The sequence below is a fragment of the Flavobacterium hibernum genome (assembly GCF_000832125.1).
Classification (GTDB): Bacteria; Bacteroidota; Bacteroidia; order Flavobacteriales; family Flavobacteriaceae; genus Flavobacterium; species Flavobacterium hibernum.
The window spans coordinates 52,215-73,675 of sequence record NZ_JPRK01000020.1 but is presented as its reverse complement, the minus strand read 5'-3'; the positions used below and the strand labels follow the sequence as shown (position 1 = coordinate 73,675).

Annotated in this window: 17 protein-coding genes and 2 tRNA genes; 5 read left to right on the top strand and 14 right to left on the bottom strand. The window is 32.8% G+C overall.

From position 1 onward, the window contains the following. The first annotated feature begins 10 nt into the window (after positions 1-10). The gene (locus IW18_RS20235; protein WP_041519982.1) at positions 11-961 is read left to right on the top strand and encodes a DUF3078 domain-containing protein; all 951 of its coding nucleotides are present in this window, start codon (positions 11-13) and stop codon (positions 959-961) included. Between the two features lie 155 nt (positions 962-1,116). Here IW18_RS20235 and hflX read toward each other — a convergent pair whose 3' ends face one another. From hflX to IW18_RS20190, 9 genes are all read right to left on the bottom strand, one after another. Continuing rightward, complete coding sequence (gene hflX, locus IW18_RS20230; protein WP_041519981.1) at positions 1,117-2,346, bottom strand: GTPase HflX; 1,230 nt, start codon at positions 2,344-2,346, stop codon at positions 1,117-1,119. A 192-nt stretch (positions 2,347-2,538) separates the two neighbouring features. Then, entirely contained in the window at positions 2,539-3,402 is an 864-nt protein-coding gene (locus tag IW18_RS20225) for a hypothetical protein (protein WP_041519980.1), read from the bottom strand. 136 nt (positions 3,403-3,538) lie between these two features. Further along, positions 3,539-4,888 carry a DUF5689 domain-containing protein gene (locus IW18_RS20220; RefSeq protein WP_041519979.1) on the bottom strand — a complete coding sequence of 450 codons (1,350 nt, stop codon included), beginning with the start codon at positions 4,886-4,888 and terminating at the stop codon, positions 3,539-3,541. Between the two features lie 18 nt (positions 4,889-4,906). After that, the gene (locus tag IW18_RS20215; RefSeq protein ID WP_041519978.1) at positions 4,907-7,744 is read right to left on the bottom strand and encodes a carboxypeptidase-like regulatory domain-containing protein; all 2,838 of its coding nucleotides are present in this window, start codon (positions 7,742-7,744) and stop codon (positions 4,907-4,909) included. Positions 7,745-8,002: 258 nt separating this feature from the next. Beyond that, positions 8,003-9,223 (bottom strand): MFS transporter, encoded by a 1,221-nt coding sequence (locus tag IW18_RS20210; RefSeq protein ID WP_084608003.1) that lies wholly within the window; start codon positions 9,221-9,223, stop codon positions 8,003-8,005. A 316-nt stretch (positions 9,224-9,539) separates the two neighbouring features. Next, complete coding sequence (locus tag IW18_RS20205; RefSeq protein WP_041519977.1) at positions 9,540-10,580, bottom strand: Gfo/Idh/MocA family oxidoreductase; 1,041 nt, start codon at positions 10,578-10,580, stop codon at positions 9,540-9,542. A gap of 86 nt (positions 10,581-10,666) precedes the next feature. Continuing rightward, entirely contained in the window at positions 10,667-11,737 is a 1,071-nt protein-coding gene (locus IW18_RS20200; RefSeq protein WP_041519976.1) for an NADH:flavin oxidoreductase/NADH oxidase, read from the bottom strand. A 131-nt stretch (positions 11,738-11,868) separates the two neighbouring features. Beyond that, positions 11,869-12,510, bottom strand: a complete 642-nt coding sequence (locus tag IW18_RS20195) for an ATP-binding cassette domain-containing protein (RefSeq protein WP_041519975.1) — start codon at positions 12,508-12,510, stop codon at positions 11,869-11,871. Beyond that, positions 12,504-13,406: a hypothetical protein gene (locus tag IW18_RS20190; RefSeq protein ID WP_041519974.1), complete on the bottom strand. Its 903-nt coding sequence runs from the start codon at positions 13,404-13,406 to the stop codon at positions 12,504-12,506. The genes IW18_RS20195 and IW18_RS20190 overlap by 7 nt, the downstream gene beginning before the upstream one ends. Positions 13,407-13,760: 354 nt before the next feature. On the opposite strand from IW18_RS20190, the gene rseP reads away from it, so the two are divergent. The 3 genes from rseP (at position 13,761) to IW18_RS20175 (ending at position 15,374) form a co-directional block, all read left to right on the top strand. After that, positions 13,761-15,101: an RIP metalloprotease RseP gene (rseP, locus tag IW18_RS20185; protein ID WP_041519973.1), complete on the top strand. Its 1,341-nt coding sequence runs from the start codon at positions 13,761-13,763 to the stop codon at positions 15,099-15,101. An 86-nt stretch (positions 15,102-15,187) separates the two neighbouring features. Beyond that, positions 15,188-15,261, top strand: a tRNA-Asn gene (locus tag IW18_RS20180). A 39-nt stretch (positions 15,262-15,300) separates the two neighbouring features. After that, positions 15,301-15,374: transfer RNA gene (locus IW18_RS20175), tRNA-Asn, on the top strand. A 308-nt stretch (positions 15,375-15,682) separates the two neighbouring features. Here the strand turns inward: IW18_RS20175 and IW18_RS22780 are convergent. Together IW18_RS22780 and IW18_RS20165 are read right to left on the bottom strand one after the other, a co-directional pair. Beyond that, entirely contained in the window at positions 15,683-16,378 is a 696-nt protein-coding gene (locus IW18_RS22780) for a hypothetical protein (RefSeq protein ID WP_052480248.1), read from the bottom strand. Positions 16,379-16,553: 175 nt separating this feature from the next. Continuing rightward, positions 16,554-16,832, bottom strand: coding sequence for a hypothetical protein (locus tag IW18_RS20165; protein ID WP_041519972.1), 279 nt, complete (start codon positions 16,830-16,832; stop codon positions 16,554-16,556). 185 nt (positions 16,833-17,017) lie between these two features. Between IW18_RS20165 and IW18_RS20160 the strand changes: the two genes are divergently transcribed. Next, the gene (locus IW18_RS20160; protein WP_041519971.1) at positions 17,018-17,413 is read left to right on the top strand and encodes a helix-turn-helix domain-containing protein; all 396 of its coding nucleotides are present in this window, start codon (positions 17,018-17,020) and stop codon (positions 17,411-17,413) included. Positions 17,414-17,751: 338 nt separating this feature from the next. Here IW18_RS20160 and IW18_RS20155 read toward each other — a convergent pair whose 3' ends face one another. From IW18_RS20155 to IW18_RS20145, 3 genes are all read right to left on the bottom strand, one after another. Further along, positions 17,752-18,948, bottom strand: a complete 1,197-nt coding sequence (locus IW18_RS20155; protein ID WP_041519970.1) for a C1 family peptidase — start codon at positions 18,946-18,948, stop codon at positions 17,752-17,754. Between the two features lie 226 nt (positions 18,949-19,174). After that, a complete protein-coding gene (locus IW18_RS20150) occupies positions 19,175-20,356 on the bottom strand; it encodes a BamA/TamA family outer membrane protein (protein ID WP_052480247.1) in 1,182 nt (393 codons plus the stop codon). 81 nt (positions 20,357-20,437) lie between these two features. Continuing rightward, complete coding sequence (locus tag IW18_RS20145) at positions 20,438-21,409, bottom strand: SphA family protein (protein WP_084608002.1); 972 nt, start codon at positions 21,407-21,409, stop codon at positions 20,438-20,440. Positions 21,410-21,461: the final 52 nt, after the last annotated feature.

Sequence of the window (21,461 nt, the reverse complement as noted above, 5' to 3'; positions counted from 1 at the left end):
ACTAAATACCATGAAAAAGCTAACGTTGTTACTCTTTATTTTAACGAATTTAACTTTTGTACAAGCTCAAAATTCAGAAAAAGAATTAATTCAAAATACTGAAAAAGCAGTAAAGAAGATAAATGATACTATCGAAGGAGAAGGCTGGAAAGCAAAAGGAACAGTTTCTCTTTTACTGAATCAATCAAGTTTTAACAACTGGATTGCGGGAGGAGAAGATAGCTTTTCAGGAACTTTAGGAATCAACTACGATTTCAATTACAAAAAAGATGATCTTACTTGGGATAATAAAGTTTTAGCTTCTTACGGTCTTTTACAAACCAAAAATGCCGACTACGAAAAAAAGACTGATGACCGTTTAGAGTTTAATTCTATAGTTGGAAAGCGAGCTTTTGGTCAATGGTATTATTCTTATTTTCTGAATTTCAGAACTCAGTTTACAACCGGGTATTTATATGGCAAGGATGCGAACGGAAAAGAAATCAGGACGGAAAATACTAAGTTTATGTCTCCAGGTTATCTTACTACTGGTCCTGGTATTTATTGGACAAAAGATGATAATCTTAAAATAAATTTTGCTCCTTTAACTTCTAAATTCACTTTTGTAGACAGTGCTTACACTTCTGGAATTGATCAAGCAACCGGATTACCATATGTTGACGGTGCTTATTTTGGTGTAGACGCCAACAAAAGCATGCGTTATGAACTAGGTTTCTATGCTTCTGTTTACTACAAATTGGCAATTATGACTAACGTAACAGCCGAAAATACTTTAAATCTATATTCTAATTATTTAGAAGATCCACAAAACGTAGATATCAATTACTCTCTAAATATAATTATGAAAGTGAATAAATTTCTATCTGCCAATCTATCATTTCAAGCAATTTATGACGACAATGCATTTCAGGGTTTTCAAACCAGAGAAGTATTTGGTCTAGGAGTTAATTTTGGATTTTAAAACTTAGAAACCAAAACTATATAATTTTACCGCTAAGAACGCTAAGATTATATTTTAGCATCTTTACAAAACAAAAAGTTCGCAAAGCTATATATAGATTTAGCTTTGCGAACTTTTGTTTTATTAACCTTAGCGTTCTTTGCGGTAAAATTAATTTATTCTTCTTCTTTTTCTATTGCATCTTTATAATCCGGATACAAAAACTTATTGTAAGGAAATCTAGTGATATGAATTTGACGAACTGCTTCGTAAACTACTTCTCTAAACTCTTCAAAATTTTCTTTTTGTGTCGCAGAAATAAACAATGCTTTATCTTCTCCAACATTACTCATCCAGGTTTGTTTCCATTCCTCCAGTGTATAATGTCTTCTTGTTTTTTCAGTAATCAAATCATCCTCATCAATTGTCAAATGTTTGTAGGCATCAATTTTATTAAAAACCATAATTGTTGGTTTATTATTACTCTTGATCTCTAACAAAGTTTGATTTACAGATGCAATATGATCCTCAAAATCTGCATGCGAAATATCTACAACGTGTAATAACAAATCTGCCTCACGAACCTCATCTAAAGTACTTTTAAAAGAATCTACCAATTGTGTTGGTAATTTTCGAATAAAACCTACAGTATCCGAAAGTAAAAAAGGTAAATTTTTAATTACCACTTTTCGAACTGTTGTGTCAAGAGTTGCAAATAATTTATTTTCGACAAAAACATCGCTTTTACCCACTGCATTCATCAAAGTCGATTTTCCAACATTGGTATAACCTACTAAAGCAACGCGCACCATTGCACCACGATTACTTCTTTGAATACTCATTTGTTTGTCGATCGTTTTGATTTTATCTTTCAATAACGAAATTCTGTCACGAACAATACGTCTATCTGTCTCGATCTCAGTTTCACCGGGACCACGCATACCAATACCCCCTTTTTGGCGCTCAAGGTGAGTCCATAATCCAGAAAGTCTTGGTAATAAATAGATACATTGTGCCAATTCGACCTGAGTTCTTGCATAAGAAGTCTCGGCTCTTTGTGCAAAAATGTCCAGAATTAAATTGGTTCTGTCTAAGATTTTACAATCTATAATTTTAGAGATATTTTTTTGTTGCGATGGCGACAATTCATCATCAAATATCAAGGTCGATATATCGTTTTCTTTTACAAAAAGATTGATTTCTTCAATTTTCCCTGTCCCAACAAAAGTCTTGGGATTAGGACGTTCCATTTTTTGAGAAAAACGTTTAATAACTTCACCTCCAGCGGTAAAAGTTAAAAACTCTAATTCATCCAGATATTCGTTAAGTTTTTCCTCACTTTGGTTTTGAGTGACAATACCAACAATGGCAGTTCTCTCAAAATTTATAACTTCTTTTTCTAACATAGCTTTGAATAAGGTGCAAATTTAATGATTTGTAAGGTACTAACACTTATAGAATTTCTTTTTTAAGTTCTATTTGGGAAATTATCCTCTGTCTAAAAAAAAGAAACCATTTGAAAATCAAAATTATCAAGACGTTCATCTCAATGAAATTTAATTTCTAAATGGTTTTAACTAAATTGAAAAGTTAAACGATTACTCGTAAATAAAAGTTTTTTCTGTTTTTACAATTCCGTTTTCCTCAACTTGAGAACATGAAATTGGGAAGTTTAGTTTATTGTATTTGTATTTTCTGCTCACTCCAACTAATACAGTCGACGATGGGCTAAAATTCATTTCGTTATTGTATGAAATTGCCTCAAAACTAAATTCGTCTTCATGATACGAAATCATTGGTACAATTACTTTATAATTATCGCCAAATAAATTTTGAACGATTAACTGATCTACAGATTTTTTATCATCAAAAGTGTAAGTTTTAGAGATTTTATCTCCCACCAAACCTTTGTGTTTTATCACATTGTCATTTACATAAACATATTCAATTTTACCAATAATTGCTTTATTTCTATCACGAGAAGTACGCCTTACAATGATTCCGTTTTCAACAATATATTCAATATCGTCAACTAAATTTTGATGATTAGTACTTTTTTTAGTTGTTACTTTTACTCGTGCACCTTCGTAACCAAAAGTCACTACTTTGGTAATATAGTCTGGTCCTTCTTGGTATTTTTTAACGAATTTTGTTATGTTGTTATCGGCATCATAAGTATAATTTATAACTTCTTTCCAGTCGCTTCCAACTTTATCCTTAACAGTCATATCCAACAATCCGTTTTTATTATAAAAAAAATGCTGTACGACATCAGATGTGGTGATTGTTTGTATTTTGCCGTCTTTAAAAACAACAGTCTTATTTACAATCTCTCCATCTTTAGAATTTTGGTAATTTGTTTTTACAATGTTAATTTGTTTTAAACGAACTGGCGCTGCGTCCTGACTGTGCACTAAGCATGGAAAAACCATCATCATGATGGCGATAAAGTAGGTTTTCATGTGGTATTTGTATTGATTTGGGATGACCAAAATACAAAATTCTGTCAAATTTTAACAGTTTAAATCTCAAAAACGGCACACTATTAAATTATCCTCTAAAAATCAACACATTAAATATTCATTTCAAAAACAGAACTTACTTCTCGCCAAATATCTTAACATCATCAATCATAAATGCACCATTAAGTGTCTTATCTTTTCCAGATCCTATATATTTAAATGCAATATGAATATTTCCTGAATAAGATGATAAATCTATTCCACCAGAACTTATAAACTGTCTGGTAGGTGTTGACAATGATGGGAATTTTGCCGTTAGCTTTGTCCACTTTGCTTTAGTGACACTTGATCCGTCAAAATTAGTGGAGACGTAAACTTCTAAAGCGTTTAATGGCGAATCAATTTTTAAATCATGTTGTGCACTTCTAAAAGATAACACAGCATTTTTGTAACCTGCTAAATTAATTTTAGGAGAAACCAACCATGCTATATTTTCGGCAGCTGTTGTACTTGTGGTATTAAACTCGGCATAACCATTTCCGCCATAAACCATACTTTTCCATAATTTTGTCGCTTTTTCTACAATGTTGCTCCATCCCGGAAGCGTAAAATTTACATTGTTTTTTACGGACTGAAAATCTTCCGCAAAAAACGGTACATTTCGCTTTCCGCTCATTATAACATCTTTTTCTGATCGAACCATCATTTGGTAATCAGATCCAAATTTGGTCAATATTCCGCGGACTTTTCCGCTTCCTTCTGGAACAAAATGATCTGCAAAACTAGCGTAACTGCTAGTTCTAAAAATAATCTGATTTCCTGTTTTATCTCTTAAATTCCAATTTGTTGAACCTCCAACGTTGTTGGTTTCTTCAAAATAATGACGTCCAATTGCTGCTTCTGTAAACTCAACATCATTTAATTCTATTAACGTATTTAATTTGCTATCATTTAAAGCATCTTCTACAGAAAGAGACTCAACCAATTGACTTTCGTCAATCATAAGGCATGATGCATGTAGTACATTTTTATATTCATTTTGCGAAATCCTGCCTATTGTTGGGTCACCGGCATTACTTACATACAAACTCCCAATTCGCAAACCTCCATAAAACAAATCTGTAAACTGGTTTTTAAGTTTTATATATACTTTATTACCCATTCGATAATCGATGTAAGTATTTGAAGCATCAATAGGAATACTAAAACCAATTGCAGGTAATTTTGCTGTTGCCAAAGTCTGACATGAAATGCTTTTAAAAAAATTCCCTCCTTCATCACTCGAAACTACATAAGCTTCAATAATATCATCATAAACATATTGCTTTGCGACAGTTCCCGATAATTCATGAATTTTTTCGACTGTTTTATTTACCGTTAAATTAGGTTGTGTACACTCTAATTTTGGCATTTCTATTTCGTTATTACAGCTGTAAATAAGCAATAATGATAATCCAAAAAATGAATTCAAAAATCTATTCTTCATGTTATTTTATTTTAAAATTTAGAAACCAATTGTAAGATTTACAAAATAAGTTCGACCGTATCCGTAATAATATTTGGGGCCAAAAGAGGGATTTCCGCTAGAAATATCTTGATTTAAAGCTCTAAAATTGGCATTTCTGGCTTGTTCAAAACCTCCTGTTTTGTATGTTGAATCCAAGACATTATTTATACTTGCAAAAAGCCCAACATACTTTTTATAAATGCGACACGACTTTCCGCCCGAAATATTGAGTAATGAAATTGGATTGAATTTTTCTTGTTTTAGCAGTTCATCACCACGCACTTTTGTCGCTTCGGGAAAAGGAAATTCATTTGCAGGATTGATATAGAATTGCGATGTTCTAGCAACTGGCGAAATATCGATGTAACTATCTGTTAAATAATTCACATTTGCCCCAAGCCACCAAAACTTTGGGTCTCGATATTCTAATCCTAAAGAATAAGCTTGTTGAGGCATCCCGGCTTGTTTATAATTTTTAATATAAGCTTTGCCAAAATCAAATGTTGATGGCTTATCTGTTTTAGCTGTATTTGCATCATTTGTTATTAAAACATCGGGATTACTACTATACGTATAATCTCCATAAGCCGCAGAGAAAGTTGTTTTTAATGTTGATGACATTTGGTATTCAAAACTCAATTCGGCCCCTATATTTTTTTTGTCCAAATGGGTAAGCGTTTGACTCACAAAAGCATCGGTCGCGTCGTAACCTGCTCCGTTATCAAAAATTCCTTCGGCATAAAAAAAAGTTGTTTTTGTGCTATTTTTAATTGTTGCATAATATGCTGTTAGTCTCATTTTGAGTTTGGGAGAATGATACACATAATTAGCCTCGGCACTGCTTATATTTTCACTTTCAATTCCGTTGATTACCGCATTATTCAAACGAGAATTTGAAAAAGTATTTCGAATTGATGGTGCTCTGGTAAGATGCGATCCGTTAAAAAACAACAATTGCTTACCTGAAATTTTATAGGTAAATCCTCCTTTAAAACCAAAATTTTCAAAATTTACTTTTTGGCTTTTGCCGAGAGAATTGTCAGGATAAAGTCCATTTTGGTACAATCCTTCTCGTTGATAATCTGACATCGAATAAGATTGTGCTAAATAGAATTCTGTTCTGTTATAGGAGAATCGAAACTGTGCGAAGACATCGATTGTATTGGCCAAAAAATTATAATTATAACCATAAATATCTCCTTCTTTTACTTTTCTATTCGGGTTTTGTAAATCAGATTGTGCTTGGTTTCCTTTATAAAACGGATCAATGTCTTCAAAATATTCTCCTCCTAATAAATCTGTGAGGTATTGAAAATTATGCGATTTAAGATTTCGAAATGTTATTCCTCCATCAAAAAAGATGTTGGCTGTAAGCTGTGAATTTAAATTTGTACTTGCTCCAAAAGTTTTATCATCTGTTCGATCTTCATATAACACATAATGGCTTTGCATGGGTTCAAAACCTGAAACTGTACCATTTGCATTTGTTATTATTTTTTGATTGGCGCGATACATGGCATCCCAATCTATTTGAGAATGTGCTAAAAATGCTATTTTATTTTTTTCGGCATTTTCGTAATCCGGAATAAATGCTCCCGAAAATTCTCCGTGATCTTTTGCATAAAGTGAGTTAAAATAACTAGGCATTTTTTTATAGTTAACAGGATCAGGACTATCTACTCTTTGATAATCTATATTGCTGTTTCCAACTTTACCAAATTGGTACATTATGCTTGAATTTAAATTTGTTTTTTCATCAATTTTAAAATAATGATTGAGCATAAATAATGGTTCTTCAACATTTTTTTCTCTTGCATTTCGTTTTGTACCATTCTGCCAACCCCAATACGAATTGTATTTTTCGTTGGTTAGTTCTGTTACTTCATTTGTATTGGCTGAGTTTTTTCCTCTAGAATTTGGTGTATAAAATCCTGTAAAATTCAGGGATTGTCTGGCATTTAATTTCTTTTCGACACTTATAAAAAAAGACTCAGCGTTGAAGTTTGTTCCTTCAAAAAAGCCTTCATCTGACCAACGCTTTCCTACCGAAATTGCATATGCCCAACCTGAAGTATTCATTCCAGAAGCATAAGTTGCAATACCGCGCCAACTGTATGTTGTATTACTTCCTGAAAAGGTTAATTGCCCTCCTTTTCTATACATTGAAGCTCGTGTAAAAATTTGCTGTGTTCCTAGAATACCTCCAAAAGTATAATTTGATGCTGCGGCACCAATCGAGAATTCTTGATTTCGAAGCACATTATTTAATCCTCCCCAATTATTCCATTGTGGTCTTCCATCATAAATTTTGTTCATGACCATTCCGTTGAGCATCATAGTTCCGTTTTCACTATCGAGACCACGAACTCTAAATCGGGCTTGACCCCAATTGAATGCTGAGGCTTGCATGAAGGCATCTTTTGACGATTGAAGAAGTCCTGCGGTCATCTCTGATGAACTATTATCATCGGACAAATCGCTTTCTAATAATGTAATTAAAGCGGCAGGAGTTTCGTCTGAAAAATTATCTTCTAATTGCAGTATCCCAAGGTTAACTTCTTGACCTAAATTAGATTTTATTTTCAACAATAAATCTTTATAACCCTGACTGTGCAATAGCAACAATTGCTCTCCCTTTATTGAAGACTGCAATTTAAATCTACCCTCTGTATTTGTTAATTGTGTTACGGAAGAATTTTGAATGCTTACTACAATATTCTCTAATGGATTTTGTGTTTTTGAGTCAATCACAATTCCTAAAAAAGTAGTTTGTTCTTGCGAAAAAACAAGGCTGAAAGGCAATAAAATAAGAAACAAAAAGTACTTTTTTCTCATGAAAAACATTAATTAAGTTTTGCGAAATAGTTTTAATTATTCCGTTCAAAAGATAAAAATGGTTTTTGGAAAAAATTTTTACGAATCAAATCATAGGTAATTCATTGATTTGAAATTCAAATATAAATAAAAACAAATAAGAAATACTTTTCTTGTTAATTTTTATTTATTCGAAATGTTTTTTTGATTAGTATTGAGTATATCCTCTCTTTTACAAGAGGAAATATAACTTTTAAGCTCTATTTATTTATTACTTAATTAAGATGTAGTTCTAATTTTAGAAACCATAAAAGCGATTAAAACGCCAAAGATTCCAATAAATGCAAAAGAAAACTGAAGTCCAAAACTTTCGGCTATATGCCCAATAACTGGAGGTCCCATTAAGAATCCAAGAAAACTCACGCTCGAAACAATGGTTAAAGCTTCACCTGGTGGAACTGTTGGGTTTTTTCCTGCCATACTATAAACAGTAGGCACAATTGTGGCTACTCCTAAACCAACTGCCATAAATGCAATTGTACACGGAATAATGTAGGGAAGAAAAACAGCAGTAAAAAGCCCTGCCGAAATCATAACTCCACTAATTTGCATGACGCGTTCACGACCAAATTTATTAATTAAACCATCTCCTAAAAAACGTCCGCTGGCCATCATGATCATAAACGAAGTGTAGCCTAGAATTACTAAAGGCCCTGGCGCTTTTACTACATCTTTAAAGTAAACTCCGCTCCAGTCAAACATAACTCCTTCGCTCGCCATACTACAAAAACCAATAACTCCAAGCCAAATTAAAGCGCTATCTGGTTTAACGAATAGTTTTTTCTTTTCGGAGGTTTTATTTTTTATTTTTTCTTTGGCTTTGACCAAAAATTTAAAGTTAAAAGCGACCATTAATAGCACCACTCCACCTACTATTAAAAAATGATGAAAAGGCGACAAGTTTAAGGCTAACATACCCAAACCTACTAATGCTCCACTAAATCCGGCAAAACTCCACATTCCGTGAAACGACGACATGATGGTTTTTCTAAAAAGTACTTCGGTATAAACTCCTTGTGTATTGACTGCAATATTGGCTAGATTTCCAAATAATCCAAACAGGAACAATCCTAATGATAATTGTAAAGCCGACGTTGCCAAACCTAGATTTGCCAAACATAAAACGTACATTATTAAGGAGAAAATCAAAATTCTATGACTCCCAAATTTGGTTACCATTTTTCCCGAAAAAGGCATAATTACTAATTGTCCCATTGGTAAAGCAAAAAGTATTGAACCAAGATCGCCTTCGGTTAAATGCAATGCGGTTTTGATATCCGGAATTCGGCTTGCCCAAGTTGCAAAACTTAAACCCATTCCAAAATAAAACATTCCCACAGCGAAACGAATTCGGTTTAAATAAGAGGCTTTGGCTTCTCTGTAAACTTTCTTGATTTTTCCTTTTGTTTGGAATAGCGCTAATGGGTTGAAATTTATCAATGTTGATGCATTTTGAATTTAATCGCATAAAAGTACAAAAAACCAACCTTATAGTCTATCATACCATAGCTGTTCCTCCATTTATAACGTTGTATGTTTATAAATTCTTTTTTTTAAGGTGCAACGGTTCTGAGATGCAAAGGGACAAAGGTTTTCTTTATACTTGTATTTTGTAATTATTTTTTGCCACAGATTTTACAGATTAAAAGGATTAAAATCTGTGAGAATCTGTTCAATCCTTGAAATCTGTGGGCATAAAAAAAGACGCACTACTGTGCGTCTTTACAATATTTCATAAAATCCGTAGACTAAGTTTCTACAAATTAATTGCTTTTCGCTGCTCATTACTCGCAATTGCAGCTTCAATAATCTGCATTACTTTTACGCCATCTTGCGCGGTAACGGGTTCTCTTTTGTCGTTTGCAATTGAGTCATAAACACCATCAAAAAATGAGAAGTAGTTTCCTTGAAGTGTTGGAATTTTTTCTCTAATAATTTTTCCGTCTATTTCTGTATGCAAAAGTCCTTTTAAATCTTCTGATTCTGTTCCCCAAGATTCCAGATTTGGTTTTTTACCCAATTTTAATTCATCTTCCTGAACATCTCCGCGAGGTTTTAAGAAAGAACCTTTTTTTCCATGAATTGTATACGCGGGATTTGCTTCTCTAACAAAAAAACTTGCTTTTAGTCGTACTCTAAAATCTTCGTAAATCAACAATAAATCTATCCAGTCATCGACTAAAGAGTTTTCTCTGGTATAACGAATATCTCCAAAAACAGATTTTGGCGAACCAAACAAGCAAACGGCCTGATCTATTAAATGTGGTCCTAAATCTTTAAGGATTCCAGCTCCATCATTTGCAGTTTCTTTGTGTGCTTTTGGACTCAATAATGGATTGTATCTGTCAAAATGAAATTCGGCTTCGACTAAGTCTCCTAAAGTTCCTTCTTTAATTACTTTTTGAACGGTTTTAAAATCGCTGTCCCATCTTCTATTTTGAAAAACGGCCAATTTTAATCCTTTTTCTTTGGCAATTGCTGCCAATTCTTCGGCTTCGGCAACTGTTGTCGTAAATGCTTTTTCGACAACGGCATGTTTTCCGGCTAATAGAACTTTTTTGGCATATTCGTAATGTGTTCCAACTGGTGTGTTTACAATTACTAAATCGACATTGTCTGATAATAATTCGTCTATTGTTGGATAACTTTTTACGGTTGGATAATCTTCCTGAATTAGTTTTTTGCTTCTCTCCCAAGAACCTAATAATTCAAATCCTGGATGAATGTCTAAAAATGGTGCGTGAAAAACTTTTCCCGACATTCCGTATGATAATAATGCTGTTTTTATTTTTTGCATGTTGGTATGGATTTTTTTTCGCCACGAATTCACGAATTATAAAGCTTTCTTTTAGAATTAATTCGTGAATTCGTGGCGGAAAAATATTAAAGTTTTGCTCTTTCGTATTGTTTTGGCCATTGAATATCTTCGTTTAATTCTCGGGCGAAATCTAAAGGTAAGTTCGGGTTTCTTAGAGATTCGCGCGCGAACAGAATTAAATCGGCTTGACCTTTAGTTAAAATTTCTTCGGCTTGTTTTGCGCTGGTAATTAAACCAACGGCGCCTGTTGAAATATTGGCTTCTTTTTTAATTTTCTCTGCAAAAGAAACTTGATAGCCCGGTTTTAGTTCTATTTTTTGATGAGAAACCAATCCGCCAGATGAAACATCTATTAAATCTACTCCCTTTTCTTTTAAGATCGCCGAAAGCTTTACTGATTCTTCAGGATTCCATCCGCCTTCTGCCCAATCTGTTGCTGAAATTCTAACTATTAAAGGTAAATCTTCTGGCCATTCTGACTGAACTGCTTCTAGAATTTCTAATGTAAAACGGATTCTGTTTTCGAAACTTCCGCCATATTCATCTGTTCTAACATTGGTTAATGGCGATAAAAACTGGTGCAATAAATAACCGTGCGCACCATGAATTTCCATAACCTGATAACCGGCTTCAACAGCCCTTTTTGTAGCTGCTTTAAAATCTGAAATTACTTTCTGGATTCCGTTTTTATCCAAAGCTTCCGGAAGAAATGGTTCGTTATCATGATATGGAATCGCACTTGCCGAAACTGTTTGCCATCCGCCTTGAGCGAAATCTAGCTTTTTATTGCCTTCCCAAGGAGATGAAACACTTGCTTTTCGACCTGCATGCGCCAACTGAATTCCGGGAATCGAATTTTGAGAAACTATAAACTGATTGATTGTTTTTAGCTTTTCGATATGTTCGTCTTTCCAGATTCCTAAATCGGCTGGCGAAATTCTTGCTTCGGGCGAAACGGCTGTTGCTTCCTGAATAATTAATCCAACGCCTCCGCTGGCACGACTTCCAAGATGAACTAGATGCCAATCGTTTGCAAATCCGTCAATTGCAGAATATTGACACATTGGCGAAATAACGATTCTATTTTTTAAAGTGATTTTTTTTATTGTAAGTGGAGAAAATAATTGTGAACCCATAATTCTAACTTTTAATGGTTTTAAACTGCCAATTGAAAATGACAGAATTTTAAAAAGTAAAGTTACGGCATCTTGCTAAAATGAGAAATTGAAATGTTTATTAATTAACAAACATTTAAAGCAAATTCTATTTAGGCATTTTTCGAAAATAATTCTTCTTCAATTTCTACAAACTTATTTTTCTCAAACTCATGAATTCTCTTATTTTTTAGCAGAAAAATTCTATCACAATCCTTATATAGAATTTCTAAAATATGAGATGAAATAAAAACAATAGCTGTTTTTGAAAGCTCTCTGATATAATTCATCAACAGATAATTTGATTCTAAATCAAGCCCGTTAAAAGGTTCATCTAAAACATAAATCAAGAATTCTTTTTGAAAAACTGCGTTTAGATATGTTTTCTTTTTCATACCTGTCGAAAATTCACTTATTAATTGATTTTCTGGAACTTCAAATATGGTATTGAATGCTGGCTTTTTCAGATCTAATAAATGAGCATAGAAATTATAAAATTCTTTTGCCGTAAGTTCATTGTAAATTGCAGGTTCTGTTGGAACCCAACCTGAATTTTGCAACATAACTTTATCTCCATTTATTTCACTACTTCCCTGAAATTTCTCTAATCCAAGCAAACATTTAAAAAATGTGGTTTTTCCGTGGCCATTTTTACCTATAACACCGTAAATTCCAGGTTTATCAATATTGATTTTTATATCTTCTAAGATAATTTTATTACCGTATTTTTTTTCATCAATACAAATTGTCAGCATATTTTGATGGTGTTTAATGTTTTAATCGCTTTTATATAAGTAAAAGGCAATGCTAATAATGGAACGCCAAAGAGAAAAATATTTGAGGCGATAAACAGACTAAAAATAATTTGTTGCAAAAAATGATTTTCAAAATAAATATATTTAAACAATACATTAATAAGTGGCGGAATAAAAACAAGAAGTATGAATACTATTTTTTGCCATTCCTGAAACAAACAAAGTGTTACTACTACCGGAATCACCAGATAAAATGTATTGAAAAATGCATTTTTTAATTGAAAAATCAAGTACTTTTTAGCACTAAAAGTATTAAGCTTTATTTCTTCTGTTTTTTCCCTTTCGAAAGATGGAACGCACGCAATAAAAGACAAAACCAGATAGACTAAAAATATAAGATTCTCATTTTTATAACTTACAGCCACAAAAATCAAAGCAACCAAAAGCGGAAAAACATAAATAAGTTTATATTTTCTAAAGGAAATATGCCAATGCGCATTGAATAAATTAAAAGGATATCGAATAACTTTTAGATTTAATCGCGGCGCATTTATTAATATTATTTTAAACAAAAGAATTCCAGCAATAAAAATGAATTCCTTCTTTACTGCCAACACTAAATAAAAGGGAAGCGAATAAATAATATATTCTGTAAACAGAATGGTTTTATAATTTTTTTTCAGTTTCAATATTTCAATGTCTCTTCTTTGTAAATGGTAAGCGATTACATCAACAAAAAAAAGAATCATATAATTGCGGAAAACTTCGTAATTTATATAAACTACAACTGCAGCTCCCAGATAAAAAAATACGATTAAGAACATAGCAATACTGTCGTCTTTAGAAACTAATTTTCTAAAACGAATAAGAAATAAATAATGTAGAATTTTGATCAATATTGTTTTTAATTTATAAAGTTATAGTTGAAAGTTAACTCGAGCTTTTCTTACAAGTGAATATTGAAAAATCTAAAATAGTCGTTTTTAATTAATTTAAGAGATTATAAAGTGCTTTTATTCTGCTTAAAAAAGGATTAACAAATAAACAGACTTAACAAGTTTTTAAAATATCAGAACAAGACATTTGTAACAATATAAGCAAATGAGATACTAATAATTAAGGCTTTTTTAATTTAATAAAGTAAGAAGAATTATTAACAAGATTTTAAAACCTTAAGTAGTATATTGCGGTCTTAAATTAAAATAGAAAACGTTACTTTTGTGCGTTAAATTACGAACTAAAAATACAAAATGGATATAGTTATCAAACTCTCTCAATTTCTATTGAGTTTATCATTACTTATTATTCTTCACGAATTAGGACATTTTATTCCTGCAAAATTATTTAAAACAAGAGTCGAAAAATTTTACTTATTTTTTGATGTTAAATATTCTCTTCTAAAAAAGAAAATTGGCGAAACTGAATACGGTATTGGATGGTTGCCACTTGGAGGTTATGTAAAAATCTCTGGAATGATCGACGAAAGTATGGACAAGGAACAAATGGCCTTGCCACCGCAACCTTGGGAATTTCGTTCGAAACCAGCTTGGCAACGTTTAATTATTATGTTGGGTGGTGTTACTGTAAACTTTATTCTGGCGTTTATTATATATATAGGAATGGCGTTTGTTTATGGCGAGACTTATGTAGCAAATGCTGATTTGAAAGATGGTGTTTTAATCGAAAATCCTGCAATGATTAAAGCTGGTTTTAAAACCGGAGATAAAATTATTTCTATTGATGGGCAAAGCATAGCCAATTTTGACAATGATTTGAACATTAAAATTATCTTGGCAAAAGAAATTGTAGTTGAAAGAAACGGACAACAGCAAACCATAAAAATACCTACTGATCTTGCTGATCAATTGTCAAAATATAAAAAAGGAAATCTTGTTGGTATGAGAATGCCATTTGCTGTAGCAAATATTACTGAAGGCTCAGAGAATACGGCTTTAAAACCAAAAGATTTATTTGTTAGTATTAACGGTAAGGATGCGAGATATTACGATCAGGTTAAAACGATTTTAGAAGTTAATAAAGGAAAAACTCTTCCTGCTGTTGTTTTACGTGATCTTAAACAAGTTCCTGTTACGGTTAAAGTTTCATCAGAAGGAAAATTAGGCGTTGCTGTAGGCGGTTTAAATATGGAATCTTTAGAGAAACTAGGGTATTATAAAATTAGTACAAAAAACTATAATTTGCTTGAATCAGTTCCGGTTGGACTAACAAGAGGTAAAGATCAATTAGTAAGTTACGGTAAACAACTTAAAATGATTTTTAACCCAGAAACAAAAGCATACAAATCAGTAGGTGGTTTTGCTGCGATTTTTAACGTTTTTCCAAGCACTTGGAGCTGGGAAGCTTTCTGGACAATCACGGCTTTTTTATCAATTATGCTTGGAGTTATGAATTTATTGCCAATTCCGGCACTTGATGGTGGTCATGTTATGTTTTTATTATATGAAATAATTAGTGGCAAAAAACCGAGTGACAAATTCTTAGAAAATGCACAAATGGTTGGTTTCGTTTTACTTATCGGACTGCTTTTGTTTGCTAACGGAAACGACATTTATAAGGCAATTGTTAAGTAGAAAAAATATCTAAAAAAAAGTGCAAAAATATTTTTGAGAAACTAAAAAATGCTCTATATTTGCACTCGCTAAAAAGAACAACAACTTCCTCCTTAGCTCAGTTGGTTAGAGCATCTGACTGTTAATCAGAGGGTCCTTGGTTCGAGCCCAAGAGGGGGAGCAAATTTTTTTTAGCAAAAATATTTACCTTTAAGGTGATTCCTCCTTAGCTCAGTTGGTTAGAGCATCTGACTGTTAATCAGAGGGTCCTTGGTTCGAGCCCAAGAGGGGGAGCTTAAAAAAAGACTATCATTTTCATGATAGTCTTTTTTTTTTGATCTAAACTCAAGCAAACTAAATAGGATTAGCAAAGGATTAACGCGAAATGTTGCGGAGAGAAAAAAAGTTTACCGCAAAGAGCGCTAAGTTTTTTTACTCTTAGCTTTTATAAAAAAGACAAAGTTCGCAAAGCTTTGTCTAGACTAGCCTTTGCGAACTTTTTGCTTTTAAAAGCTTTCTTAGATACAGATCTTTGCGCTCTTTGCGGTAAAAACATTTTTTATGTTTCTCCACACATTTTAGAACTGAGATTTAAAAGTATTTCATTTTTCTTTCACTACTTCAAAAGCTGCGTTTTTAACCTCGAACAGTTTCATCATTTCGTCGGCTTTCTCGATTTGATTTATTCCCTTTAAGGATTGTGCATATCGATAATAGTACATCGATTCTAAATTATTGGTTAAACTAAAGAGTTGCGAATAGTATTTGACTGCAACTGCAAAATCGCCATCAAAATAGGCTCTATCAGCAACTTTTATTAGCATATCTAAAGATATGTAACCTTTGTCTAAAACTTTCTCATAGGTGCTTATTACATCTATGGTGAGGTATTTTTGTGCTTCTGCCGGTGCAATTACACCTACTTTAATTGGTTTAATGTTAGTTCTAGCGGTATCAACAATAGCTTTTGAGTGTAAACCTGCTTCGACAGTTTTTACTTTTGCTTTTCCGTATACTGGCGTTACGACTCTGGTATTATGTGGGCCAAGATCATATGTACTAACCATACTAAGTTTAGAAACTTCGTACTTAGTGATTCTTTTACCAAAAGTCATATTAATTGTCTCTTCAACTTCATAAGCTACTATTACACGATCGTCTTTTGGCGAGTTGTTTGACTGAGAAGTTGTGTTTCCTAATGCTGCAATGTTTTGCGAAGTGCGATTGATACTTTGTCCAAAACATTTAAAAGAAAAAGCAGCCATAATTGCGATAATAAGTACTGCATAAGTTTTCATGATAGGTTAGATAAAGTTGTTGTCTAATACAAAAAGACAATATAAAGATAGCTCTAGTTCTCTTTTTAATTTTATTATGCCCGTGAACAGCCTTAAAAGTCGTTTAAGTACTTGTTTTTGCTGTCAAAGTTCGGCAATTGAAACCATTTCTTTACCTATTTACTTCTTTAATTTTTTATGCATTCATAATTGCAATGCAGGCTTTTTCTATTTCTTGATCTGAGAATGGCTCTAATGCTTTTGCCAACATTTTACTGGTTTTGATACAACCTATCATTTTAGTTCGCAAATCGAGATCGTCGCCAATTTCGGTTTCGAGAATGTTATCAAAAATTTCGGCTAAATAATCGGGCTGATTTCTAAAATCGCCTTCTAACCAAAGCGCCGAAAGAAATTTGGCTAATGCTAATAATACATCACTATTTTGTATCGTTGTTTGATTTTCTGTTTGCATGATTGCGATTTTTTATAATTTAGTTCCAGAACATTTTCTATCAGAAAAATTGTATTTTTGTTTTTTATCGAAAGTAAATAACAACTTGCATTGTATCGAAACTTGCCAAATTGTAAACCACAAACGCAAGCTTGTGTTTTACAATACAAATAATTTTTTTCAAGAATTTTAAATATCTTTGAACTATGAGCACAGCAATAAAACCAAAACATATTGGAAGAAATATAAGCCGAATCAGAGAGCTTAGAGGCATGAAACAAGAAGCCCTTGCAATGGCAATTGGCGTAAGCCAGCAATCTGTTTCGAACATTGAAGGAAGTGAAAGTATTGACGAAGAGAAACTACAAGCAATTGCCGAAGTTTTGGGCGTGTCTGCCGAAGCAATTAAAAACTACAGCGATGAAACTGTTTTAAATGTTATCAACAACACTTTTTCTAGCCATGATAGCTCAACGATTAATGCAGTTAATATTCAGCCTAATTTCAATCCACTTGATAAAGTTGTAGAACTTTATGAGCGTTTGGTTCAAGCTGAAAAAGATAAAGTTGAATATTTGGAGAAGTTGTTGAAAGGGAAATAATTCTTTTTAGAAATATATAACTAAGGAAAAGAGGTCTCAAATTGAGCCTCTTTTTTACTTTGTAGAGCTAATTACGGATATTCCTCGTTCCTGGGAAAGACAAACTCTAGGAAAATATTATTATAAAAATTATTATTCTAGCCCCGATAGAAGTGGAAATCCTTTTGTGCCGGGGTTCGGCACAAAAGATTGTAACAGATAGCGGGATTAGCTCCTAAAAAAAGATTTGGTTTTATCATAGAAATCGGAAAGACAAGATTATCTAAAATTGAAAAACAAAAAAAAGCGCCACAATTACTTGTAGCGCTTTTCTATTTATTTTAAAATCTGGAATAAAATTATACTCCAAGTTTTTTAGCAATATCAGAAGGAATTCCTCCTTTGTTTACTAACAAAGCAGTCGTTTTATATTTCACGAAATTTTTGGTTACAAACAAGAAACCTTTGTAATCGTTTGTTTCTCCCCAAGAATTTTTTACGATGTAATATTCTTTTCCAGATTGATCTTTTGCAAGACCAATAATGTGCATACCGTGATCGTCTGTAGTTGTGTAGTTATCAAATGCAGTTTGACGCATTTCTGGAGTAATTTCCGGTTCTGCTTTTGGTCCGTTAAACATGTCTGCTTTTTCTTCGGCAGTCATATCTTCAAATTTCTTTGTTGGAACGTATGCTACTCCATTTTTCCAGCTAAAGCTTTTCTCGCTTACATCTGTTGCCCAAGCTACTGTGTATCCTTTTTTCAATGCATTGTCGATAACATCTGTCATGTCGTTTACTTTTACATTGTAAACCTGATCGAATGACCAGTTGTCCGGTACCATCATTGTTGTTTTTTGGTAGTATGGAGATGTTGTAAATGACGACATTTCGATATACTCATCTGGATTAATTCCTACTACATCTTTAGCAAAAGATTGTGGTGTATAGTTTTTTCCTTTGTAAGTAAAGTTTTCCGGTACTTTTCCTAAATACGAATCAATAACGGCAGCATATGCTTTTTGCCAGTTTGGTGTTAATTCTCCGTTTGGATTTTTTACAACTGCTGCCAAAACTCCTTCGATAAGAGCCGACATTTCTCCAAATTTATTTTTATCTGTTCCGTAGTTTAATCCTGTGTAAACTTCTCTAGGAACGGTTCCGTATTTTTTGTACATATTAATTACATCATGCAATGCACCACCGTCACCCAAAGTAACTGCACCGTGCATGCGTACATAATTGATACCTTTTTCTACATAAACATTTCTTGCTGAGTAAATTTGAGATAATTCAACTGGTTGTTTCCCCAAACGAATCATTTCTGACTCTAAGAAAGAGTTTGTTGAATAACTCCAACAAGTTCCTGATGAACCTTGCAATTTTACCGAAGTTGTTCCAAGATTAATTACTTCTGTGAATTTAAAGTTTTCTTTACTTTTTTCGCTTGCATTAAGCTTTAGTGAATTCACTAAAATGTCTTGTGCAAAACAGCTAGATGCTCCAACAAAAAAAACTGAAGCCGCCAGTACTGATTTGAATGAAAATGTATTCATAATGTAGATTTAATGTTTTGATAAATTAGTTGTTGTAATTTACTTTTTGTTACAAAACAATTAAATAATAAATAATTTGTGCGAAGTAAAACAGTTAATATTTTCTTAAATATTTAACATTATACCCCTTATAACTGCGTAAAGCCCCTGTAGATACAACTATCGGGGCTTTACAATGAACATCTAACTAACCAATTTCTTTATATATTTAATACTATTAATTGTATTATCGTAGCCAGTTACTGCCAAAAACTACGTAATATGCCCAATCTTCGGGACCTTTTGCTACGTCGACTCCCATTCTGAGTTTGAATTTTCGAGCCAATAAATATCTAAATCCCGAACCGTAACTGTAAACGACTGGTTTAGAAAAAGCTTTATCCCAATCATTAAAAGCACTTGCTAAGCCACCATAACCCATAAGACTCCATCTTTTGTACAAATCCCAACGTAGTTCGCCCTCGGTAACCACACTAGCTTTTCCTTGATATCTTGCGGCGGGAACTCCTCTTAAATTAATTCCTGGTCTAAGATAAAAAGGTGGACTCCCAAACGCCTGCTCTCCCTCTAACCTAAGTCCACCAATTAATTTTTTGGTTAAAGGATAATATCCTATTGCAGATAAATTTACCCTCCAAGCCTGATAATCACTACCTAATGCTTTATCTGACCAAAAAAAGTCTGCCTGTAGTCGCACTCCTTTATCTGGTGTAAATATATTGTCACGCCCATCAAACTGAATTGCCGCTCCTAACTGACTCACTGTACTATTTACATCTGTAAGTTTAGCAAACGATGGAAGATTATTTAAATCTGGAAAATTAATTTTAGAATCTAATAAAAAATATTGTGGTCCTGCACTCCATTTTGCGTTCCTAAATTGTTTCATTACTCGTGTGTAAAACACAAACGATTCAAAATTAAGATCAAATTCTTGGTCTTTGCCATTGGGCAAATTTTCATAAAAAGACATGTTTACATTTCCATATCCAGCCCCTACACGATACATTATTTTCGATTTTACAAAACTTCCTGCTCGAAATGCACCTGCAACCCAACTTTTATTGCCTGTATACATTCCCATAGCTCCTGTAATATCAGGATCTATAAATCTTTTTTTTCCATTTTCATCAATTACCGGTGCATGCTTTTTAAGAAAAAGTGGCACAACTGCACCACCAATTCCTCCTAAAGCAGGCTCTGTTATTAAGGTTGGAACTACAATAAAACCATGCGCATAAATAATGTAATCGCTTAAATCTATAGCACCATCTATTGAATCTCTTAAACTTATATGTTGCTTTTGAGCAATTGCATTAAATGATAAAAGAAAAAAAAGATTTAACAAGGCTATTTTTTGGAAGATTTTTTTGCTTTTCATATTAGAATCTGAATATTTATTTGCCATTTAAACACCTTTAGAATTTATCGTATTCATTAAAAAAGAATAATTACTCAGACTTAAAACGGTCCTTATTATTGCTTTTAATTATTTTTTCTTGAAACTAAATACATGTGCCAACGTTAGAAAGAAAGTATTACCCTGAAATCTATTTATTGCTTCGACCTCAGCGATCCAGCGAATTCCGGCAGAAGTGCTACACCCAAGATGAAAATAATTTATCTCGGCTCCTATTCCGCCAACGCGATCTTTGGTCGTTTCTATTGTACCAATTATAGGAACTGGAATTTTATCGCTTGTCATTTTATATTGCAAATAATATATCAAACCTGCATTAATAATTGATTTCGGCATTGGGTTTGTTCCATCCATTACATAAAAAGTTTTTCCCAAACCTCCTTCAACACTTAAGATATCACCGGTTTTAATGTCGGTATCTTTCTTTTTTCCGTTGATCTCATATGATGCTAAAGCAGAAAAATGAAATGTTTTTTTATCATTAAAAAATAAGGTTGTTCCTGCTGAGATTTCATTCATAAACATTCCCAAACCACTATTGTCTGAAGCTCCTGCAGTAAATTTTCCAGTTGGAAGATACATTTGATAGCTAAAAACAAAATCGGCTCTTTTATTGTGCCAGCCTAATTGTAACGGCTGAACATAGGAATCTGTAAAAGCCAAAGAATTATGAACATCTGTACTGTTTCCTTGAATTGTATTGGCCGCAAAAGCAAGTAAAACGGTTGCTCCGTAATTAGCTCCTAAAATTTTAAAATCACTCACATAAGACGCTCCTACACCAGTAATGCTCATGGTTAAATCAGGATTTGCTATCGATTTGTCTCCATCTGCATTTCTTAAAGAAGATGCACTGTAAAAATAACCTGGTATATAGACGCTTAGTGTATTTTCGGGAGTTTGAGTTCCAGATTGTAAACCCATCGCTCCAAGTATATGTCCTCCTTTGAGTTGCGCATGACTAAAGAAACAAAACATTAGAAGTATTAAGGTAAAAATAGATTGTACAATTTGTCTTTGCTTATTAAATTTCGTTTTCATAGCTAATATTTAAAAATTATTGAGTCATTACAGCTACTCTTAATAAACCATT